18 protein-coding genes and 2 pseudogenes are annotated in these 22,021 nt (G+C 40.4%); 8 read left to right on the forward strand and 12 right to left on the reverse strand.

The genetic code is table 11. The features are described from left to right. Nucleotides 1-3 precede the first annotated feature (3 nt). From H6G75_RS01415 to H6G75_RS01425, 3 genes are all read right to left on the reverse strand, one after another. A complete protein-coding gene (locus H6G75_RS01415; RefSeq protein ID WP_190978218.1) occupies nucleotides 4-1,533 on the reverse strand; it encodes a DUF11 domain-containing protein in 1,530 nt (509 codons plus the stop codon). 132 nt (nucleotides 1,534-1,665) lie between these two features. Beyond that, nucleotides 1,666-2,229, reverse strand: a complete 564-nt coding sequence (locus tag H6G75_RS01420) for a DUF11 domain-containing protein (protein WP_190978219.1) — start codon at nucleotides 2,227-2,229, stop codon at nucleotides 1,666-1,668. A gap of 24 nt (nucleotides 2,230-2,253) precedes the next feature. After that, complete coding sequence (locus tag H6G75_RS01425; protein WP_190978220.1) at nucleotides 2,254-4,797, reverse strand: hypothetical protein; 2,544 nt, start codon at nucleotides 4,795-4,797, stop codon at nucleotides 2,254-2,256. 505 nt (nucleotides 4,798-5,302) lie between these two features. Here H6G75_RS01425 and thrC point away from each other — a divergent pair. Together thrC and H6G75_RS01435 are read left to right on the forward strand one after the other, a co-directional pair. Beyond that, entirely contained in the window at nucleotides 5,303-6,607 is a 1,305-nt protein-coding gene (thrC, locus tag H6G75_RS01430; RefSeq protein WP_190978302.1) for a threonine synthase, read from the forward strand. Between the two features lie 241 nt (nucleotides 6,608-6,848). Beyond that, the gene (locus H6G75_RS01435; protein ID WP_190978221.1) at nucleotides 6,849-7,124 is read left to right on the forward strand and encodes a MoaD/ThiS family protein; all 276 of its coding nucleotides are present in this window, start codon (nucleotides 6,849-6,851) and stop codon (nucleotides 7,122-7,124) included. A gap of 363 nt (nucleotides 7,125-7,487) precedes the next feature. On the opposite strand, the gene H6G75_RS01440 is transcribed toward H6G75_RS01435, so the two are convergent. Then, nucleotides 7,488-8,075, reverse strand: coding sequence for a thioredoxin family protein (locus H6G75_RS01440; protein WP_190978303.1), 588 nt, complete (start codon nucleotides 8,073-8,075; stop codon nucleotides 7,488-7,490). 86 nt (nucleotides 8,076-8,161) lie between these two features. On the opposite strand from H6G75_RS01440, the gene H6G75_RS01445 reads away from it, so the two are divergent. Beyond that, the gene (locus H6G75_RS01445) at nucleotides 8,162-8,566 is read left to right on the forward strand and encodes an NIL domain-containing protein (RefSeq protein ID WP_190978222.1); all 405 of its coding nucleotides are present in this window, start codon (nucleotides 8,162-8,164) and stop codon (nucleotides 8,564-8,566) included. Nucleotides 8,567-8,685: 119 nt separating this feature from the next. On the opposite strand, the pseudogene H6G75_RS01450 reads toward H6G75_RS01445, so the two are convergent. Further along, a pseudogene (locus tag H6G75_RS01450) lies at nucleotides 8,686-9,021 on the reverse strand (DUF3616 domain-containing protein); the annotation flags it as partial. A 311-nt stretch (nucleotides 9,022-9,332) separates the two neighbouring features. Here H6G75_RS01450 and H6G75_RS01455 point away from each other — a divergent pair. After that, a complete protein-coding gene (locus H6G75_RS01455; RefSeq protein ID WP_190978223.1) occupies nucleotides 9,333-10,301 on the forward strand; it encodes a CHAD domain-containing protein in 969 nt (322 codons plus the stop codon). Nucleotides 10,302-10,336: 35 nt separating this feature from the next. On the opposite strand, the gene H6G75_RS01460 is transcribed toward H6G75_RS01455, so the two are convergent. Continuing rightward, nucleotides 10,337-10,978, reverse strand: coding sequence for a hypothetical protein (locus tag H6G75_RS01460; RefSeq protein WP_190978224.1), 642 nt, complete (start codon nucleotides 10,976-10,978; stop codon nucleotides 10,337-10,339). 517 nt (nucleotides 10,979-11,495) lie between these two features. On the opposite strand from H6G75_RS01460, the gene H6G75_RS01465 reads away from it, so the two are divergent. Further along, nucleotides 11,496-14,222 (forward strand): cation-transporting P-type ATPase, encoded by a 2,727-nt coding sequence (locus H6G75_RS01465; protein ID WP_190978225.1) that lies wholly within the window; start codon nucleotides 11,496-11,498, stop codon nucleotides 14,220-14,222. Between the two features lie 121 nt (nucleotides 14,223-14,343). Beyond that, nucleotides 14,344-14,523 (forward strand): annotated as a pseudogene (locus tag H6G75_RS01470) (SDR family oxidoreductase); the annotation flags it as partial. Nucleotides 14,524-14,611: 88 nt separating this feature from the next. Here the strand turns inward: H6G75_RS01470 and H6G75_RS01475 are convergent. From H6G75_RS01475 to H6G75_RS01485, 3 genes are all read right to left on the reverse strand, one after another. Continuing rightward, the gene (locus tag H6G75_RS01475) at nucleotides 14,612-15,277 is read right to left on the reverse strand and encodes a glutathione S-transferase family protein (protein WP_190978226.1); all 666 of its coding nucleotides are present in this window, start codon (nucleotides 15,275-15,277) and stop codon (nucleotides 14,612-14,614) included. Nucleotides 15,278-15,555: 278 nt separating this feature from the next. Continuing rightward, the gene (locus H6G75_RS01480) at nucleotides 15,556-15,945 is read right to left on the reverse strand and encodes a tautomerase family protein (RefSeq protein ID WP_190978227.1); all 390 of its coding nucleotides are present in this window, start codon (nucleotides 15,943-15,945) and stop codon (nucleotides 15,556-15,558) included. After that, entirely contained in the window at nucleotides 15,932-16,537 is a 606-nt protein-coding gene (locus tag H6G75_RS01485; RefSeq protein ID WP_190978228.1) for a TetR/AcrR family transcriptional regulator, read from the reverse strand. The genes H6G75_RS01480 and H6G75_RS01485 overlap by 14 nt, the downstream gene beginning before the upstream one ends. Before the next feature lie 157 nt (nucleotides 16,538-16,694). On the opposite strand from H6G75_RS01485, the gene H6G75_RS01490 reads away from it, so the two are divergent. Both H6G75_RS01490 and H6G75_RS01495 read left to right on the forward strand, forming a co-directional pair. After that, nucleotides 16,695-17,552 (forward strand): oxygenase MpaB family protein, encoded by an 858-nt coding sequence (locus H6G75_RS01490; protein WP_190978229.1) that lies wholly within the window; start codon nucleotides 16,695-16,697, stop codon nucleotides 17,550-17,552. A 91-nt stretch (nucleotides 17,553-17,643) separates the two neighbouring features. Next, nucleotides 17,644-18,378 (forward strand): DUF1995 family protein, encoded by a 735-nt coding sequence (locus tag H6G75_RS01495; protein ID WP_190978230.1) that lies wholly within the window; start codon nucleotides 17,644-17,646, stop codon nucleotides 18,376-18,378. Between the two features lie 177 nt (nucleotides 18,379-18,555). Here the strand turns inward: H6G75_RS01495 and H6G75_RS01500 are convergent, their stop codons facing one another. From H6G75_RS01500 to H6G75_RS01510, 3 genes are all read right to left on the reverse strand, one after another. Next, a complete protein-coding gene (locus tag H6G75_RS01500) occupies nucleotides 18,556-19,248 on the reverse strand; it encodes a DevA family ABC transporter ATP-binding protein (RefSeq protein ID WP_190978231.1) in 693 nt (230 codons plus the stop codon). 1 nt (nucleotide 19,249) lies between these two features. Continuing rightward, nucleotides 19,250-20,425 carry an ABC transporter permease DevC gene (devC, locus tag H6G75_RS01505; RefSeq protein WP_397331193.1) on the reverse strand — a complete coding sequence of 392 codons (1,176 nt, stop codon included), beginning with the start codon at nucleotides 20,423-20,425 and terminating at the stop codon, nucleotides 19,250-19,252. Between the two features lie 131 nt (nucleotides 20,426-20,556). Continuing rightward, complete coding sequence (locus tag H6G75_RS01510; protein ID WP_190978232.1) at nucleotides 20,557-21,753, reverse strand: HlyD family efflux transporter periplasmic adaptor subunit; 1,197 nt, start codon at nucleotides 21,751-21,753, stop codon at nucleotides 20,557-20,559. Between the last annotated feature and the right edge of the window lie 268 nt (nucleotides 21,754-22,021).

Genomic DNA, 22,021 nt, shown 5'->3' on the forward strand with positions numbered 1-22,021 from the left:
ACTTTATTTACTCCTGCTGGGGGTGACAGCAAAGTTCATTCGGACTAAGCCGCCAGGTTCTAGACGCACCCAGCGAGATTGGGTATTACGTTCGCGGAATTTGCGGTTGGGAGCTAGGGTGTAGCCGGGAATGCTGCTGAGGTCGAGGACTCCGGTATGACTTCCTGGCAAAACATTGGCAACAGAAAACAAACCATTGGGATCTGTGGTGATGCGATTACCGTTTTCTAAGAAAATTACGGCATTGGGAATTCCTGGTTCACCAGTTTGCTGTTCACCATCAAAGTTTTTATCTTCAAATACACGACCGATAATTGTGCCGCAGTCAGCCACAATCCCCGGACGAATCACTAATTGGTGCGTTGCTGGGCCATCCTTGGCTGCTAGACTATTGTCAGTTCTGAGTACACGGGCGATCGCACTATTGCGACCAGTCCCCCGCACTGCATCGGGTGTAAGTTGGGCAGCGTAGGCAATATTCACCACTTTTTGAGATGGAATTGTCACATCTGTGCGGAAGATAACTGTATTGCCATTGCGCTCTGTGGTAATGTTAACTGCTTGACCATCCAACTCACCGCGCACAGATTTGTTAATAAAATGAAAGCCTAAAGGCAAGTTATCAGTAACAGCTAAGTTGTTTAAACCAGAATCAGATAAGTTTTTTACAGATATGCGGTAGATAACTGTATCCCCTGGTTCCGCAGTGGCGCGATCGCCTGTTTTAATAATTTGTAATTGTTGTGCTGTACATAAATTAGCTGTAAATGCCAAAGCCAATAAACTACGTTGGTTAACTTCTGCCTTTGCAACGGCAACTAATGTGTCTTCAACTCTGGTTGCACCTGTACTATTTAACGGTTCTCCATCCAAAGAAGCTGCCACATATTTCACACTGTTATTATTAGTGCTATCAACACCAGTAATCTGAATTTTAATTCGCCGCTGTTGGTAATTAGAATTTTGTGGTGGATTGACTACCAAAATGTAAGTTTTACCAGCCTCAGTTTGACCTCTATTCGGGTCAAGCAATATGTTGTAAACACCTGCTGGGTTATTTTTCAAGAAAAAAGGATTAGAATTCTCAATATTTGGGTTTTGTCCACCAGGAAGATTATTATTTGGAACATCCGGTAACTCTGTGCGAGTTAAAGATACGATTTTGCCTAATTCTGTACCTGTTGGATCATTAATATCGGCTTCATATAAGCCCACAGAGAAACCTGTATAGTCAGACAATGTTGTTCCAGCACAGCCTAAAATTCTCCCTGATTTGCTACTAGAAATATTAATATCAGTTAATAGTTTTAGCTCACCAGAAATTCCTCGATACGGCCTATTAATATTCTGTGAATCTGTATAAGTATAACTAGCCTGATTGACAATATTGTTTGTTGTTTCTTGTGCCGTTGTATTGACAGGAATATTTATTGTTAAAAAACCAATTACCACAATAATATTAGACAATTTATATTGCCATCTACTACTAAAAATATTTTGTTTTTGTTTTCGTATAACACTGAAAAAATTCATTGTTTTACATACCATTTTTAGTAGATGGATTTACATTCTAAAAATTAATATTTGAGTTGTAAAGCCCAAATAATAAAAAAGTGATGAATTCTCAAACGAAAAATTTGAGGTTTTGTCTTTTTTATTTAGGATTTAACGCACCTGCGTTTGATAAGTGACTTTGAGTGTAGTGTTGGCTGCAATTACTGGGCTATAAAAGCGAATATGTGTATAAGCACTAGCTGGTGCAGGTTGAGTTTGGATATTGCCATTAGGTAGAGTAACTTTAATTGTGGGATTTACTACGAAACTACGCCCACCATCAATGCTGTAGCTAACTTTGACATCACTAGGAAAATTAGCTGACTTTAAAATATAAACCATGCCTTTGGCAATTGGTTGATTGAGATTAAGATTCTTCAGGGGGCGATCGCTTGTATTTTCACCAGTCAAGGTATAGCGTAAGATATCTCCTGGTTTGACAATCGCTTTGTTATTCAAAGCCTGCCATGTGATTTTTTGCTTTCCTTGTTCATCCTTAATTAAAACTTGCTTTTCAGCTGCCAAAAATAACTTTAAAGTCTGTTGTTTTTCAGGACTTTGTGCCACTGCTCTGTTAATTGTCCAGCTATAAAGTAATCCTGGTAGAGGATTTATAAATGAGGCTGTAGTTAGTAATAAAATTGCCCCTATTCCATTGATTAAAATTCGTTGCATTGTAGCCACCCTGATAAATTACTATTAGTTCACTTTGCGCTGGAAGATAAATGTTCCAGTTGCACCAGGTGCAACTGGGTTAGTAAGAGTATTCACATACTTGGTGACATCGCTACTCGCAGTAGTACCACTTTGTTCACCACTAAGAAGATTATTAGCAGGAGTGCCACTGAAGAATTGAGTTGTTCCTGCTCCCTGAACTGAGCCAAGAACATGGCTAGTATCAATTGCACCATTGCCATCATTATCTTTCGCCCAATTATTAGAATTTACAGTGCCACTGCCATCTTCTGTAATTACCACGTTGCCAGCATTTAAAATTACATTATTACTACCACTCGCTGGCTGCGGTTCAGAAATATTTTTGTACTGAATCACGTACTCAATAATGTTGCCTGGTGCTGGTTTTTTTGGTGCTGTACTCAAAGTTCCATCACTTCCTTGCACGGCTGGGCCTGTTCCTTGTAAAACCCGTGACTGTTTGATTAATTGCAAGAAACCAGTATAGACACGATTAATCGTGGTGTTTGTTGCTCGGTCATCTGGTAATCCATTATTATCAGTGTCAACAAATGCTGTAACTGGTACTGAGAAACCTCGTTCAAAGCCAGGATCAGTAGAAAGTCGCGTGTCACTTGGTAAGTCAACAATGACAGTGTAGCTAGCTGTTCCATTGGAAGCTACGTTATCAATGCGTACTGGGTTAGTCGCACTAACTGGATTGCCTGCTACACTACCAGTACCACTTGTAAAGACAAACTGTGTACCATCATATCTATAAGTAGCAGATGCTCCCCCGTAAGATATAGTCACCAATGTATCTACAGGTAAATTACTTGGGTTAGCTGGTGGCGTTGGTATTAAAGAGACATTGGCTGCTACAGTACCCGGATTGAGAATAGTGTTAGTAAAACTTACTTGATCTGGATCAAATGTTGTACCAGGAGTCATATCTGCTGGTACATTGGAAGATTTATTCGTAAAGTCATCATTGTTATTTGTTGGCCCTACTGCTCCAGGAAAACCGTTTGGCCCATTGAGCAGCAAAACAACATCAAGAGTAAATACGTTGGCTTCACCACCAGAGTTGGCGGTTGTATTTTCAGTATCACCAGTATTGTTGCCAGCAGTGTCAGTTCCAGTTGTGGTTAAATCATTTGAATCATTAATATAACCGTCAGGTACAGTCGGTGGTAACTGATCTGGTACACCATCCCCATTTGTATCTGTGTTGGCTGGAGGTGTCATGTTACCTGAAACTCCATTGAAGTTACTGGGGTTTTGATCACCAGATTCGTCAAACACTGGCGCATCTGTTCCTGGGGTTTTACCGAAGACTTGGGCGATGTTGGCGATGGTTAAAGGTGCAGTTTCTCCAGCTTTAACTTTTACTTGAATAGAGAAACTGGTTGATTGTGCATCAGCAGCAGGAAGATAAGTAGATGTGTTGCCATCTACAGTAGTTTTTGCAAAACCGATGCGGGTGACAGTAGATAAAGTTGGGGCTGTGGTTGTCCAGGTAGCAGCGTTAGCAGATGTAGTGACAGGAGTAGTAGAGTAAACGACAGTCCAACCAGTAGGAGCTGTCGGCGCAACTGCTAATTGAGTACCGGCGGGAATAGCATCTGATACTAGGATATTTGTGCCAGAAAGACCTGTTACGACAGAACCTGCTAAGGCTGAAGGCGTGATGTTTTGTCCTGTATTATCAGTAGACCTAACTTGTAAACTTAAGTTGTAGTTGATGGTATCGTCTGTGATATCTCCGAGAGTATTCTGATTGTTATAAGTACCACGAGTTTTGAAGATAGTAGCCAAAGAATAATTTTTTGGATTAATTGTGATGCTGGCTGAGGCGCTGCCTTCTACTACTCCGTTAGCAGGTGTACCTAGAACTTCTACAGGCGTACCATCTGGGTTATCTACCGTGTAAATATCTCTCGCATCATTAACTGAGCCGCTACGTGGGGAGTTGGTTGCGGTTTCAGCAGGGTTAGTTTCCCCTAAAGTAACTTTGATGGTTTGACCTGATGTTGCACCAGAATTGACTGTGACTGGTACTCTGACTAGTATCGTGCCATTCACAGGTATGGAAGATGTGGTAAAGCCACCATTAGGAACATTTGTCCATGTTGTTCCACCGTCGGTACTGTATTGTAGTGTGCCTTGGGTACCTGGGCCTGTAATCCCAGCTTGGGTGGGAATTTGGAATCTAGTTGGGTCGTTACCGACGTTGGTAATTGTAAATGGAAAATAGATGAGATCGCCGATTTGAATAGTTCCACCGTTATCATCTTCAGGTGTACCAGCGACAACGGATATCCCAGCTACTTCGGCTACGGTGACAGTAACGGTATTAGAAGTACTGTTGATTGGTACGTTGGGATTGTTGGGGTCTTCGTAGGTGGCTGTTGCTTGGTTATCGATAGTTGAACCAGCTGCGGTTGGGGTAGTTTGAGCTAACACTGGGGAAACCAAGAAAAACCCGTTAGCTAACAATACTGTTGCTACTAAAGTATTGTGAAATATACAGTTTTGCGCCTTGTGAATTTGGTAACGAGATTTCATTGGGTGTAGTCGCTTAGTATGGTGCAGCCTGATTAATTTCGATGAGAGTCCATATAAATGCTGGAATTGAATTATTCAATTCCAACGGTGATGTAATCCTAATTGCCTACGAGTTATAGATTTTACTTAGACTCGGTACTATTTACCGACACTTTGGCTATTACTTGTTACACCAATATTGCGTAACAATAACAACCTTAAATCAAGCCTCTGGAATTAAAAAACAGTCGAAATACTGGTATACCAAAAATTCATACTTAAAGGTACACAGTAGTTTTTACTAAATCATAGTTAAGATGCTCCTAATTTTTTATACTTCGTTAATATGACAACACCGTAATACTGAGTGTTCATTAACAATAAAAAATAGGTTTTTGTTTGCTCAAAGAATTTAGAGTGCCGGGACAATATATCCGACTATTTTTATCGGGTATGTTTGACTGGTATTTTTACTCGTGTTACTATCAAGCGACAGTTGACGGACAAAACAGGGAAAGCGATCGCTATGACTCAGGCAATCTCCACACACACCCAAACCACCACAGGTAATCTAGAAGCGTTGAAGTGTAAAGAATGTGGTGCAGAATACGAACTCCAAGCTAGTCATGTTTGTGAGTTTTGCTTTGGGCCGTTGGAAGTGAAATATAACTACAACAATATTCGCCTGAGTGTGAGCCGCGAAAAAATTCAAGCCGGGCCAAATTCAATTTGGCGCTATCGTCAATTTTTACCTGTTGCAACTGACAATGTAATTGATGTGGGAACCGGGATGACTCCTTTGGTGCGTTCCCAACGTCTTGCCCGTCGCCTGGGTCTGAATAAGCTTTACATTAAAAATGATGCCGTCAACATGCCTACCCTCAGCTTTAAGGATCGGGTAGTTTCAGTTGCTTTGTCTCGCGCCAGAGAGTTAGGTTTTACGACAGTATCTTGTGCTAGTACTGGTAACTTAGCAAATTCGACAGCAGCGATCGCGGCTCATGCTGGTTTAGACTGCTGCGTATTCATACCCTCTGACTTAGAAGCAGGTAAAGTGCTAGGTAGCTTGATTTACAGTCCTACTCTCATGGCTGTTAAAGGCAACTACGATCAAGTAAACCGCCTCTGTTCGGAAGTAGCAAACACACATGGCTGGGGTTTTGTAAATATTAATCTACGCCCTTACTACTCTGAAGGTTCCAAAACTCTTGGTTTTGAAGTAGCGGAACAATTAGGTTGGCAATTACCAGATCATATAGTTGCACCTTTGGCTTCTGGTTCACTATTTACCAAAATCTATAAAGGCTTCAAAGAATTTGTTGAAGTTGGCTTAGTAGAAGGCAAAAATGTGCGTTTTAGCGGCGCACAAGCTGAAGGTTGTTCACCCATCGCCCAAGCATTTAGAGAAGATCGCGACTTTATCAAGCCTGTGAAACCAAATACAATTGCTAAATCGATCGCAATTGGGAATCCAGCAGATGGTGTCTATGCTGTCGAAATTGCGAAGAAAACAGGCGGTAATATTGAATCAGTTACCGATGCAGAAATTATCGAAGGCATCAAGTTGCTGGCAGAAACCGAAGGTATCTTTACAGAAACAGCAGGTGGAACAACCGTCGCTGTGCTGAAAAAATTGGTAGAAGCTGGCAAAATTGATCCAGATGAAACTACTGTGGTTTATATCACTGGCAATGGTTTGAAAACTCAAGAAGCAGTTCAAGGTTACGTTGGCGAACCATTGACAATTGATGCCAAACTCGATAGTTTTGAACGTGCGCTAGAACGTTCTCGTACTCTAGACCGCCTGGAATGGCAACAAGTTCTAGTTTAAAGGAGACAGGAGTTGAAAGGCAGGAGGCTGATTAGAGGGTGATGCAAACCCACCTCTAATCGTAGACTGCCAAATCACCAGATGATGGCGGGAGACTTAAACCCATATAGGCGAGTCAAAAAGGCTTTATTCTTAATTCAAAATTTTCCCTTCTGCCTCCTGTCCTCTGCTTTCTGCCTCGCCCGAAGGGCAGTTAAAGGTAAAAACCTAAATTTCACACTTCACACTTCACACTTCCAATATGGCTGTTACTGTTTTAATTCCCACTGCTCTCCAAAAGTTCACAGATAATAAAGCTACCATCGAATGCACAGGTAGCAGTGTCGCTGAGTTGTTCAATTCCTTAGAAAAACATTGTCCTGGTATCAAAGAGCGGCTGTGTGATGAACACGGACAACCACGACGCTTTTTAAATTTGTATGTGAATAGTGAAGATATCCGCTTTTTAGAGGGAATAGCTACACCGTTGAAAGATGGTGATGAAGTGAGTATTGTACCTGCTGTTGCAGGCGGTTGAGCCAATAAAATCTAGGTTGGTCAAATCGGTACAATATCTATCTATAAAAATAGCGAACAACTGTTCTCAATTACTTCCCTGTTTATCGAGATTTGCTTGTTGCACCAGTAAGATATTACTGGTGCATTTGTTTTTGTTGACAAAGATAGGACTGATACCATTTCACTTTAAAAAGTATACATATATGAAGATAGCGCCTCGACTTCGCTCGGCGAACAGAAGGAGAGGTTCAGAGAAAGTGATGTGTATCAGTAATTTAGTGAATTGGACGATGCAGTGAAATGTTGATTTTGTTGGGTTTCATTACCCTGCGGGTGTCTAGGTTCCACCCAACCTACCTTGATTTTTCTATGTTTAACAAGATTAATTCACGACTTGACTCCCATGACTGCGGGGATCATCTTGCTGTTTTGATGGAACTGAGGTGGAAACTTTAGAAGTTTTACCACTAGCTTGGGCATAAGGTAAGGGTGTACCCGCAACTAACGCCTCGACATTATTAGCCATGATATTACGAGGTATATCACCGATCGCCTGGGCTATGCTTTCTGCATCTTTAGTTAAAAATACAAAATGGGGAATCCCATCTACGCGATATTTCAACATTTCTGGCAACCATTTGGTGTTATCTACGTTCAGCATGACAAAATTAGCTTTGTCGGCATACTGCTGTTCAAGTTCTGCCATATCTGGTGCCATTTTTTGGCAAACAGTACACCAGTCAGCGTAAAACTCAACGATGGATGGTTTACCGTTACTCACAGCAACATCTAAGGGGGTGGAGTTTTTCGCCAACTCAGCAACGGAAATGGAATTAGTTTCAGTTCTTAACCCTAAGACAAGGGCAACACTCAGGGCGATCGCTACTATTACAATTAAGAAGTTTCTCAAACGCGCCCCAAATTTAGATTCCGGTTTGGCGGGAGAATTAACGGGTGCTTCTGTAGTCATAGCAAATTTATTCATACTTATTAACTATTGCCACTATTTAGTTTATCGTTTTCTTTTTATCTGTCCGCCTCTACCTGCTTAAACCTGTGAAAAAACGAGTTACTCTAACATTCCCCAAGCGTGCCATTCAAATGCCTGTAACCTATGTACTGGCAAAAGATTTTAATGTAGCTGCCAATATTATCCGCGCCCAAGTTGCCCCCAATCAAATTGGTAAACTGGTGGTGGAACTCTCTGGAGATATTGATCAGTTAGATGCAGCAATTGAATGGATGCGATCGCGTCACATTGGTGTATCTTCCAGTTTGGGAGAAATTGCCATTGATGAAGATGTTTGTGTTGACTGTGGCTTATGTACTGGAGTATGTCCCACAGAAGCACTGAGTCTGCACCCAGAAACATTCAAGCTAACGTTTACGCGATCGCGCTGTATTGTTTGTGAACAGTGTATTCCGACTTGTCCTGTGCAAGCGATTTCCACTAACCTTTAACTTCAGGGGAATATATCGGCTGTGATGTTGCGATCGTCAATTAACCTAGTCTCAGCCGGAAAATCATAAACCACTAACAGCGAAGGCACTCCTGATATATCTTGGAATCTAGAGTTTTAAGGAATTCTACCTAAGATATAGCGATTAAATTCGATTTCAATTTTTGCTAGTCTAGAAACATTTTTTTGATCAGATTGGTCAGGTTTTGGTTTTTTGCGTTTGTAGCTATGGGAACCGAAAATCCATACATAATAGTCTGTATACGCCATTCCTTCAATATCAATTTCCTCATCTTCGGAGGCGGGTAAATTTAAAAAGTCTGAGACTCTATATTGTTGGTGTTCTGCAAATTTATTTGCCTCACTCAACGTTAGTCTTTCCAAGGTAGAAGTTTCATCTGAACCCAACCATAAATGTTTTTCAGGCGTTAACCTGACTCCCGAAATATCTGTTCTTTATTCTTGAAAGCTTCAGTAAATCAGAGAATAACTGGCTGGATAGTCTGCAATTTTTCTATAGTTTTTATAAAATTTTTAATTTGTAATTATCATCAATCTTTAACAGTTATAATAACCATTTTACTTATAAATCGCTCAATATATCTCTTAAATAAATTTGTTTTTATGTTTATAATCAACCCGAAATATTATAATGTTAATACTTATTATGATGATTATTGGCTTAAAAAAACTATCTAGAGATAGATGATTTTTTAAACTAATGCTAGTATGCAATAAACCCAATAAGTAACTAGTTGTTATTAATTATGAAATTAGCCACCAAACCCACCGTAAAAACCCTAGGCGAATACGCCTACCAAGCAATTCAAAAGCATTTTAATAAAACTTTAAAGTACGAAAAAACTGTTAAAAAAGATGAAGATCCCGAAGCATTACATCAAATGCGTGTGGGAATGCGCCGTCTCCGCACCGCAGTTAGTCGGTTTGATGTTGTATTAGATTTGCCCAAGCCAGCCAGCGATAAAAATATAGGCAAAATTGCTCGCCGATTGGGTAGCCTCAGAGACTTAGATGTACTCAAAGAAAGTTTAGAACAGCTTTACCAACCAAAACTACCCCATAAAGAACAAAAATCTCTAAATAAGGCTTTTCAGGCTTTAGCAAAACAGCGAGAAGTTGCATTAGCTGATGTGTTGAATACACTTAAAGATGAACCATATAAATCTTTTAAGCAAACATTAGAAGAATGGTTAGAAAAACCTCAATATCAATCTTTAGGTTCTCTGCCAATTCAGCAAGTATTACCAGATTTACTGTTACCAGAAGTCAGTATTTTCTTTCTCCATCCTGGTTGGTTAGTCGGGACTCAAGTTACAGAGTCAGAAGTGAAAATTCGCCATGATTGGCAAGCTGAAAAAATAGAACAACATTTAACTAGTAAAGGTGATACGATTCATGATTTACGCAAACAAGCAAAACGGTTGCGTTATCAAATGGAATTATTTGCTGAATTATATGCAGACTCTTACACAGGTTACATTGCAGAAGTAAAAAGCATACAAGATATTTTAGGGAGCATTCAAGACAGCGTAGTGATGGGAGAGTGGCTAACAGATATTTTTAAATCAGAATTCCACGCGCATCTGCCTACCTTAGCTAACTTATTAGCAGAACATCGTTACCAATTATGGCAGCAGTGGCAACCATTACAAGAAAAATACTTGATAGTGGAAAATCGACATAATTTTCATTTAGCCATCTTGCAGCCAGCGTAAAATTTTGACAGTGATTTTATCTGATTTTTTTGGCACTAACGAGGAGTTAAACTAATAGGAGCCTCAAGGGATAAGACATAAACACTGCTTTGGGGAATTTGCACAATCCGGGTGTTTTCTGCGGAACGCAAGCCTGTCAACAATCCTACAGCACTGCCTAACATAGCTCCTCGATCAAATTGCTCAGGATCTCCTTGGCTGATAAAGCCTAAAGTACTGCCGCCAATTCTCCCCCAAACTGAACCATTTTCGATCGCCTTATCATTAGCTCGTACATGGGTAATGGTAGTACCAGGAATAACTTGGCTAGAGGCTTTAATGGTGACAATTCTGCCGTTAATTACTAAAGACTGGGCTACAATTTTCGCTCCGCCTTCTTTTGGTTTTAAAACTATACTGACAGGCGTGTTTTCAGGTGCGATGATGTTGCCGTGAGCATCTTTAATGGCACTAGCTAAAGGAAGAGTTAGAGGATAATCTTTCTTTTGTCCAACATCGATGGTCACAGGTGCAGGAAAAGCCACAATAATTGCGGTATCTTGAGGTATGGTAATTTCGGAACTGATGGCTTGTGGTTGTGGTTCGTCAGGTGGAACTTGTTGAGCATGAGTAGGTAATGTAGCTGTACCCAACAAAGAGATAGAACAAGCAAGGCTCAATAAAAGATGTGTTTTCATAACCGTTTTCCTTTGAATGTGAGTGTTTAGTGTGCGGGTTTCATCCCTTCACTCAATCAATAGGTTTGGGGTTATGAGTTTATGCAGTCTCTCGGACTAGCTTTAAAAAATATATTGTCTACATAGATTCTAGCGATCGCATCTCCCAATCATTAGTGTCTCTATCATCTGCGCCGACTCTGGTTAAAGCACATACTGATCAAGCCAATGATAGATGCTATGGCAAATACATTTAAGGGATTGAAGGCAATTGAAAAATTAGCGTCCTGTTCATATCGCCAACGAAATAACCAAAAATTATCATTACCGATAACAAAAGAAGGGACTTGAAGAATAGTAAACAATACCAGTAGCAATAGAATAATTGCACTTAAGCCCAGGAATGTCGGTACAGTGATTTTTAACCAAGACCAGAAGCGTATTGAAACTTTTGCAAAATAAATATTTCTGTCACCTTTTGATCACATTCATTTTTCATAATCTTGGTGATTAACATTAATCATCTTGATACAAAAAAATGGCAGCAACCTCTGAAATAATCACGCAGCCAAAGCAATGGCACAATTTACCAGCCTCAAAGGTAGCTCAGAACTTCAGCACTAATCCAGAAACAGGTTTAACTTCAGATGAGGTAGTAAAACGACGAGAACGTTACGGTACTAATGAACTTAAGGGTAAATCGGGAACGAACCCAATAATCAGATTTCTATTGCAATTTAACCAACCATTGCTGTACATTTTGCTGATTGCGGTTGCAATTAAAGCGTTAATTGGACAGTGGGTAAATGCTTGGGTAATTTGGGGCGTAACTTTGATTAACGCCATTATAGGTTTTATTCAAGAATCAAAAGCCGAAAGTGCGATCGCAGCTTTAGCTTCTTCAGTCCAAACCAATGCAACTATTCTCCGCAACGGTCAAAAGGTAGAAGTTCCCTCGACAGAGTTAGTACCAGGAGATGTCGTCTTACTCACTTCTGGCGATAAAGTCCCGGCGGATTTGCGTTTGGTAAAATCTCGCAATCTGCAAGTTAATGAATCAGCACTCACAGGTGAGTCAGTCGCTATTGAAAAAAATATCGAACCCGTTGAGGTAGATGCAGTTTTAGCAGAACGGGCTAATATGGCTTATGCTGGTAGCTTTGTGACTTTCGGCACTGGTAAGGGAATTGTCGTCGCCATTGGCGAAGCCACAGAAACCGGGCGGATTTCCCAACTGATTGAACAAGGAACGAGTTTAAAAACTCCCTTGACGCGAAAATTTGATAAATTTAGCCGTACCTTGCTGTACATTATTCTAGGTATCGCTGCGCTGACGTTTGCAGTCGGGTTAGGATATGGCAATTCTTGGGCAGGAATGTTTGAGGCGGCTGTGGCTTTTGCGGTGAGTGCGATTCCTGAAGGATTGCCAGCAGTAGTAACTGTGACATTAGCCATTGGTGTTTCCCGTATGGCTCGCCGCCATGCGATCGTGCGGAAACTGCCAGCCGTGGAAACTTTGGGCGGTGCTACAGTCATCTGCTCTGATAAAACAGGGACGCTCACCGAAAACCAAATGACTGTACAAGCAATTTATGCAGGTGGTGAACAATATACAGTCACAGGTACAGGTTACGCCCCAGAAGGAGAAATTTTAGCAGATGAACAGCCTATAGACTGGCAAAATTTCCCTGCGTTAGCAGAATGTCTGCAAGTGGGACTTTTATGTAATGACTCGCACCTCGAACAAAAGGATGGACAATGGCAAGTTGTGGGTGATCCTACCGAGGGAGCATTGATTACTGCTGCTCATAAAATTGGACTGCATCGCAGCGACTTAGATACTCAAATGCCCAGAATAGATGTCATTCCGTTTGAGTCTGAGTTTCAATATATGGCAACCTTGCATCAGGGCGGAAGTTCCTCCCAAAGAACCATTTACGTTAAAGGTTCAGTAGAAGCTATTCTCAAACGTTGTCAGCAGATGTTAAATGTGGAGGGTAACAACACCTCTGTTGATGCAGACACCATACATCAAGAAGTTGATGTGATGGCGAACCTGGGTTTACGGGTGCTGGCGTTGGCGAAAAAATCTGTCTCAGCTACTCAAGATACCCTCGACCATGCAGATATCGAGCAGGATTTGGTATTTTTGGGATTGCAAGGAATGATTGATCCGCCTAGAACAGAAGCAATTAAGGCGGTAGCAGCCTGTCAGAATGCAGGTATTCAAGTCAAAATGATTACCGGCGACCACGCAGTAACAGCAAGAGCGATCGCCCAGCGCATGGGCTTTAATCAAGATGGTGAAGTGTTGGCTTTTACGGGTAGTCAACTTGCCCAAATGGATAATTCTGCATTGGCTACGGCGATAGAAGATGGTTCAGTATTTGCTCGTGTTGCACCAGAACAGAAACTCCGCCTTGTTGAAGCCTTGCAATCAAAAGGTGAAATAGTGGCGATGACAGGGGATGGTGTAAATGATGCACCAGCCTTAAGACAAGCAGACATTGGCATTGCAATGGGGGGTGCGGGTACAGAAGTCGCCAAAGAAGCCTCAGACATGATTTTGACTGATGATAACTTCGCCTCCATAGAAGCTGCGGTGGAAGAAGGGCGGACTGTTTATCGTAATTTATTGAAAGCGATCGCCTTCATCTTACCTGTTAATGGTGGTGAATCAATGACGATTTTAATTAGCATTTTATTTGCCAGAGAATTGCCTATTTTATCTTTACAAGTATTGTGGCTAAATATGGTTAACTCCATCGCTATGACTGTACCTTTAGCCTTTGAGCCAAAATCTCAAAGAGTCATGCAACAAAAACCGCGTAGCCCTCGTGAACCTTTACTTTCTAAAAGTTTAGTTAAGCGTATAGCGGTAATTTCTGTGTTTAACTGGATTTTAATTTTTGGTGTATTTGAATGGATCAAACAAACTACAGGCAATATTGATTTAGGTCGAACAATGGCGATTCAAGCTTTAGTAGCTGGTAGGCTATTTTATCTTTTAAGTATTAGCCAATTAGGAGTTTTTCTAATTAATCAATTACGAGGAATTAGACAAACATTCAGCGATGCTTCAGCTATTGGAATTGGCATTGCTACTACGATATTTTTACAAATAATTTTCAGTCAGTGGAGCTTAATGAATAACTTATTTGCTACTGCGCCACTGAACTTAAATCAATGGTTAATTTGCTTACTTGTTGCTCTACCAATGATTATAGTAGCTGCATTAGTTAACCGCTTTGACCCTCTTAGTTAAGATTTAATACCTTAGAAAACATCACGGTGACTGTCGAGGAAATTGCCCATCACAGTCAGACAAAATTCTCCACATTACCCAATAAAAAGATTCATAAAAATTATTCCATGACTTAACCAAGGAAAAATACGCAGTAGTTGAAAGTCATATTCCAATGAGTCGTGCGGGAACTTCAGAAGAAATGGCCGCAGCCGTAGCTTTTTTAGCATCTGATGAAGCCGCATATATCACGGGACAAACACTATTTATTGATGGTGGGCTAACACTCTACGCTGACTTTCGGGAAACTTGGTCGGCTTGAGATATATGATGACAGTGCTGTCATATTTGCAATTTACCGTTGAAAAAATATCATTTATACAGCCTCAAGCGATCGCATCTCTCAATCACTACTTTCCCCGATTTAACTCCCGCCTACGCAACTTTACTAAAATTCGGACTCGCCGCTTGAACTGTTCAAAATCATCTGCACTCAATTTTGTTTTCTGCCAGACTGGACGTTGCATCAGTCGCTCAGTCCATTCATTTATCTTGGGATAATGATTCAAGTTAATACCTAAACTTGGTAAGGAAGACACAGCTATACCAGCAACTATATCTGCTAAAGTTAACTGTTCACTGCCAAAATAGAAAGAATTACCCAATAATTCCGTCAAGAATAGTAGCACTTTATCTATATGCTGTGTGGCTTTAAGAAATTGCGGTGAGTCTGCATTTTCATAAATTAATGAGACTATTTGTGGAAATAATTCATTAGCAGTCACATACTGCACCATTCGTACTTTTGCTAAAGCTTGATGTTCTTTGGGTAGTAGTGAAGGTGTAGGATATTTTGCTTCTAAATAGTCCATAATTGCTAGAGATTCGACTATTTGTAAGTCATCATCAACTAGGACTGGAATATGATGAAAAGGATTAACTTTTAAAAATTCTGGTTGTAATTGATCACCATCTAAATTCATCAAGATTGGCTCAAAAGCAATTTCTTTTTCTAGTAAAGTGAGCCATACACGCCGCGCATTGGGGGAAATGGGATTGTAGTAAAACTTCAACATCACTCAATATTCCTCAAAATAAAAGACCGAAAGGTTTGTAATTAGACAAAAAAATTTAACTTTGTGTTCCAAGTCATATTCAAGACCGAAAGGTCTTTTAATTTTAAAAAATGCTACATTTTGATAATTATGCGAATCTAAATTGTCATTTAAAGCTTATATCATGTCCGGTTAATCAGTTATGATTCCAGAAATCTGTGCAGAAACGTTAAAACCCTCTCTCCTCCCCCTCTGCTTTAATAATAAGTATTTGACCGGACACGATATTATGCACCAATTTAAACTTCTACCTTGTAATTCAAATTTAATTCATCTCCGGTTGTTCCTCTAATGCCCCAATTAGATTTTGGTGTTTCAAAAAGAGTAATTTCAATATCATTCACAGAAATATCAAAAGTTTTATGAATATTTTGAATCAATTGTCGAATTAGCTCTTTTTTTGTTTCAACTGAGCGTCCTTCAAACATAATAATTTCGATAACTAAATAATTATCTGACCTATCGCTAGGATAATAAAAATTGTCTTTTTCTAATGGAAAGTATCGCTGAAATTTCTTTTCTGGCGGAACTTTGAAAATCTCAATTAGTGAGGTATGAATAATGTGAGATAAATCTGATTTAATTGGATTTAGTTTATCTGCTAAACCATATACTTTAACTTGTACCATAGCTTTTAAGATTAGTGTTTATATACTGTTTTAAATGAGTAATTGCTCTTTGTATATGAATTACATCGTCATATAATTTGCTCATCATGATTGCACCTTCTAAGGTAGCAATAATAATAGTTGCAACTTCCTCTGCATTTACTTCAGTGCGAATTTCACCTCTATCTATTCCCTTGGTAATAATTTGAGAAATTAAGTTAAGCCAAGAGTTCATTGCTTGTCGCGCCCGATCGCGCAATGCTGGATGAGCATCATCACTCTCAATTGCTGTATTCAACAGTGGACAACCACCTTTAATTGGTGGATGCTCAACAAAGCTGCTAAATACTTCCATAATTGCTTCTAGACGTTCACTTGCATGGTGTTGACTGCGAAGTGCGGCTTTTGTTCGCTGACTGACAAGCGCGATCGCAAAATCAAATGCTTGTAATGCTAGTTCATCTTTACTAGAAAAGTGATTGTAAATTCCTCCTTTCTGCAATCCGGTAACACGCATAATATCTGAAATCGACGCACCCGCATATCCCTGTTGGTTAAACAGTTCCGCCGCTTGTTGGAGAATGCGAGTTTTGGTTTCTTCACCTTTGGACATATAGAAAAGTGCTGAGTGCTGAGTGTATATTCAGCATTTTTAAGCTTTTATGTCAATTTTACCGACCGATTGGTCTGATTAAAAATAACATAATCAAAAGTGATAAATCAATCCTGACAGAAATGATTAAGAATAAATACAGTCTTGATGATGAATTATGTTTCCCAACCGTTACCAAAACCTTAATCGGATTCAGCAACTTGACCCAGTAACCGACCATAGCGAGATATATTATCTGATGTCGGGGTATGAATTTTCTTGGGAAATGCAGCGATCGCTCGAAGTGGCTTTAATGCGAACTTACTGTGTTCCCAGCATTTCTAAATTACTGGATAAAACCAAAGAATTTCATCAGCGTCCGCAAAAACGCTATGACGACACATCGATTTTGTTGGTAGAAATTGTTAAATGGGGTTATAAAAGCGATCGCGGTCAACAAGCATTGCAACGGATGAACTCCATCCACGGACGCTTTAAAATTGACAACGCTGATTTCTTATATGTACTATCGACCTTTATTTATGATCCTATCGATTGGAATGCCAATTTTGGTTGGCGGTTGATGTGCGAACAAGAAAAATTAGCGTCCTTTTACTTTTGGCGAGAAGTTGGTAAGAGAATGCACATTGAAAATATTCCCGAAACCTACGCAGAGTTTGAACGCTATAAACTCAACTACGAAAAGGAAAATTTTCGCTATTCTGATACAAACCGCCGTGTTGGAGAATCAACACTGGCTTTATTTTTAAGTTGGTTTCCTTGGTGGATGCGAAAACCATTGAAACCAATCGTCTATGCCTTACTGGATGAGACAATGCTTGATGCCTTTGGTTTTGAACATCCTTCTCCGTGGTTGCGTTCTATTATGGTCAAAATCCTCAAATTCCGCGCCAAATTCATGCACTGGCTTCCGCCTCGGACTCAGACTAATTTTTATATTGATTCTCCTATCCGCAGTTACCCGAATGGTTATGAAATAGCTAATGTGGGGCCAGAAAAGTTACAGATGAAGTAAGGTTTGTGGTTGAGTAAGCGATCGCTGGGCGGTAAAACTGCAAAAATTAGGCATTGGTGATTCAATTACTCAAACCTGATATAAACTAACTATGACTCAACTTCCCGACAGTCTTGAAGATGCGATCGCCCAAGCCCGTGAGGCTACAAAAGCCGCTTTAGCAGATGGTTACAATCGTGTACAAATTGATTTGCTGTTCCCGGAACTCAAACAAATGCCCATAGCAGAACAATTTATACCGCTATTTGCTGAATATGAGTCGCGGTTGAAAGTGTTCTTTGCTGATGCTGGTGGTGCAGCCTTAGCGCGGCGTGATTGGGTAGATGCACCATTCCAAATTCTGGATATTGGTACGGGTAGGGCTGTTTCGATTCAATCTAAAATTCAGCCAGAAGACGAAATTTTCTTATTTGTTTCCCCTACTGCTGTGGAAATACCCCAACTAGAAAAAGTTTGTGAAATTATTGGCGATCGCCCTTTGGTCATGTTAAATCCACGCCTAGAAGATTCTGGGACTGTGGGTATTGGTTATGCAGCTAGACAAGTCCGCCAAAGGTTTCTGAATACCATTGAATCTTGTTACTATCTGCGCCCAGTTGATGAAACCACGGCTGTATTTCGCTGCTATCCCGGACAGTGGGAAGTTTTAGTACAAAAAGGCGAAAATTGGGAAATAATTGCCGAACTACCCAAAAAACCATCGGGTGATGATATCGATTATCTTCTCATGCAAGGGCGATCGCAGGGTTCAAGTGACGCTACACCTGTGAAAAAGCCCAGTATGTTTAAGAGTTTGCAACGGTTTATCAAGGCATTGAGTAGTTAGTCAAGCTGGGGTAGCAAAGGAATATATCTTTGCTACCTCTGTGTTGTAATAAAAAAAAAGGTAGGAAGCCCTACCTTAATACCCAAAAAAAAGCATTTTGTAACCAAATACAGCATTTAATATCACACATAGATATGACGACGATATTGCAACCACACGACAATGTTGTGAATAATCTTACAGCTTGACGGCTTGGACTAGTTTGCCATCTTCCATCTGTACAATGCGATCGGCTATGTCTAAAATGCGATGGTCGTGTGTCACCATCAGGATGGTACAGCCTTGTTCCTTGGCGAGTTTTTGCATCAGGTTGACAACATCTCGACCAGATTGACTATCAAGGGCGGCTGTTGGTTCATCGGCTAAAACAATTTTGGGATAACTCACCAAAGCGCGGGCGATCGCAACTCGTTGTTTTTGTCCACCTGATAATTTGTCAGGATAGTAATGTAAATGATTTCCTAAACCAACTTGCTCTAACATCTGAATTGAGCGAGTTTGGATTTCTTGGGAACTAATATGAGTGTGTAATTCTAAACCAACTTTGACATTCTGTACTGCTGTTAAACTACCATGCAGGTTGTGTGCCTGAAAAATGTAACCATTATGGCGGCGAGTTTTAACTAATTGTTCTGCTGTCGCCCCACAAAGTTCTTGTCCTAAAACCTGCAAACTGCCAAATTGTGAAGAGCGCAACCCACCAACTAAAGTTAACAAGGTAGTTTTACCAGAACCAGAAGGGCCTGTCAAAATAATAATTTCACCAGCGTTAATTTCTAAGTTGATTTTAAACAAGACTTGCTTACGCAATGGCCCATAACCAAAGTAGTGATTGAGATTTTCAATAGCAATAATGGGTTTGTGAGTCATTTTAAAACATATCCGCAGGGTCAGCAGATTGGAGTTTACGAGTAGCGATCGCTCCAGAAATTGCACACATAATAAAAGTGAGAATTATGACTTGCAATCCCCGCATTAAAGTCATATACATTGGTAAATTGGTTGCAGCGCGAGTTAGTTGATAAAGTCCTAAAGACACGGCAACACCGGGAATAAACCCAAGTAATGCTAATATTAATGCTTCTTCAAAAATGACACCAAGTAAATAGTAATTCCGGTAGCCAATCGCTTTAAATGTGGCATATTCTCTGATATGGGCATTCACGTCAGCAGAAAGAACTTGGTAAACAATAATTACCCCTACCACAAACCCCATTGATACACCCAAGCTAAAAATAAACCCAATGGGGGAATTGGTTCGCCAAAAGTTGTTTTCAAATTCAATAAATTCGGCATGAGTTAACACTTTGACATCATCTCTCAGGTGTGATTTCAAAGCCATTGCAACTTGTTTCGCTTCATAGCCAGGTTTGACTTTAATTAAACCCAAACTAATACTACTTGACTGTCGCCGAGGAAATATCCGCAAAAAGTTCTGGTCGCTAGTCATCAAGCTACCATCTGCCCCAAACGACGCACCAACTTGGAACAATCCAGTAATTCTAATTGTGCGTCGTTCCATTTCTGTGGTAAGAATTTTACCTTGATCAATTTGGGCGATCGCTTTTTGATAATCACCTCTTGCACCACGGTCAAATAGTACGTTATCAGGTAAGGCGATGGTTTGTAATTGTTGGTTGACATCGGGTAAATCAAACACTGGCTTATTAGGATTAAACCCAATGACTAACACCCCCGTCTCACGGCGCGTTTGGGGATTCTTCCAAATACTGTTACTAAAATACATTGGTTCGGCTGACTCTACCCCTGGTACATCCATCGCTTGATACAAGCGTCGCCGCGAAAACGAAGACATGCTTTGCAAGTTACGGGCTTGAGGACTCAGTAATACAATATCGGCTTTTAAACTGCGATGCAGTCTTGTATTACTGTCATACAATGCCCTCTCAAAGCCAAGCTGCATAAACATCAGCACATCCGCAAAGGCAATACCTGATAATGCTACCAACAGCCGACTTTTTTCATGACTCAGTTGCAGCCATCCCAAAGGTGTGCGTCGCTGTATATGTTTGATTATTCCCATCATCTGTAGTTACGCAAAATTAAATCATGGAGAGAGGGAACAGGTTAAAGGTTACAGGTGACAGGAAAAGAATTGGTGTAAATAATTCAGCAGAATTATTTATAGTCCCTAGCCCCTAGTCTCTAGCCTCTTAATCACAGTTGAATCACCACCTTGACTTGCATATTGCTGAGAGTGGCTGCTTTTTGACTGGATGTTTTATCGAGTCGGATATGTACTTCGACGATTCGGTTATCAATGTTACTCAAAGGGTCAGTATTCACAAGATTTTGTCGCCGTACTTGTAAGCCTTTGCGTTCTACAGTTCCTTGTAATTCAATAGGTAGAAAATCACCGACTATTTGGACTTTTTGTCCTGGGCTGACTTTACCAATATCACTTTCATACACTTCGGCGACGACATACATTTGGCTAGTTTGTCCAATGTCCGCAATGCCATCGTTACTAATTAATTCCCCTGGCTGGGCGTGGATTTCAATCACTTGACCATCTTGAAGCGATCGCACGTAAGCTTGTTCTAAATTTACCTTAGCCCGATTCATTGCTGCTATGGCGCGGTTTACTTCGGCTTGGGCGGCTTCTACATCGACTTGCGGAACTTCGGTAATTTGGTCTAATGTAGCTGCGGCTTCTTGAATTTGTTGTTCACTAGCTGCTTGAATGCGTTTTAACTGGGCTTGGGCTTCTTGGAGACTTTTTTGGGCTGTTTCTAAACTTAAACGTTTGCTATCGCGTTGGGAAATGGAAATTGCACCTTCTTTAAACAAAATTTGATAACGATTGTTTTCAATGACAGCGTTGGCGACTTCGGCTTGTAAGCGGGAAACTGTGGCGACTTGAGCAGCAATATCACCTTGACGTTCGGCTTGGAGGCGGGTGATTTTCGCGGTTTGGGCGGCAATTTCTCCGCGTTTTGCACCTGTTTTGGTACGATTTAGGTTCGCTTGGGCAACTTTTACTTGTTCTTGCGCTTCTTTATATGCTGCTTCTAAGCGATCGCGATTATCTAAAATGGCAATTATTTGCCCTGCTTTTACCTTATCCCCTTCATTAATTAATAATTGTTCGACTCGACTAACTTCTGTTGAGGTCGAGGCTGAGAGTTTTATCAGTTTTCCTTTTGGTTCAATTCGCCCTAAAGCTGTGACTGTCTTGATTTCTGGTAACAGCACAGATGAATTTTGCGCTCTTTGGTTAGCAACTTCCCGAAACTTCAACACAGTAAAAAAACTGCTGCCAATTACGGTTAAAGATACAATAGTCGCTATCAAAAAAGGTGGACGGAAAATTAACTGACGAGATATCGGTCTGCCTAGCTTTGAGTTCTGCACGATAGCATACCTTTGAAACCATTCCAATTGGTTGATTCAAATTCCGGTGGCAAAATAGAGTTTTGGTAAATGTCATAACCCAGTTTTGATGATTGGATATTGAAAAGAATATAGAGGTTTAAAATCACACCCACACCCTCATACCCTTACACCCTTATCTATGTAAAACCTGATGTAGATGCTCAACGGTTATTCAAGAACAATGAAGCGGGAAATACAAAACTAAACCGTATAGTTATATAATTAGGATTATACTAAACCGAGTAGT

Source organism: Nostoc sp. FACHB-280, from assembly GCF_014697615.1.
GTDB lineage: Bacteria > Cyanobacteriota > Cyanobacteriia > Cyanobacteriales > Nostocaceae > Nostoc_B.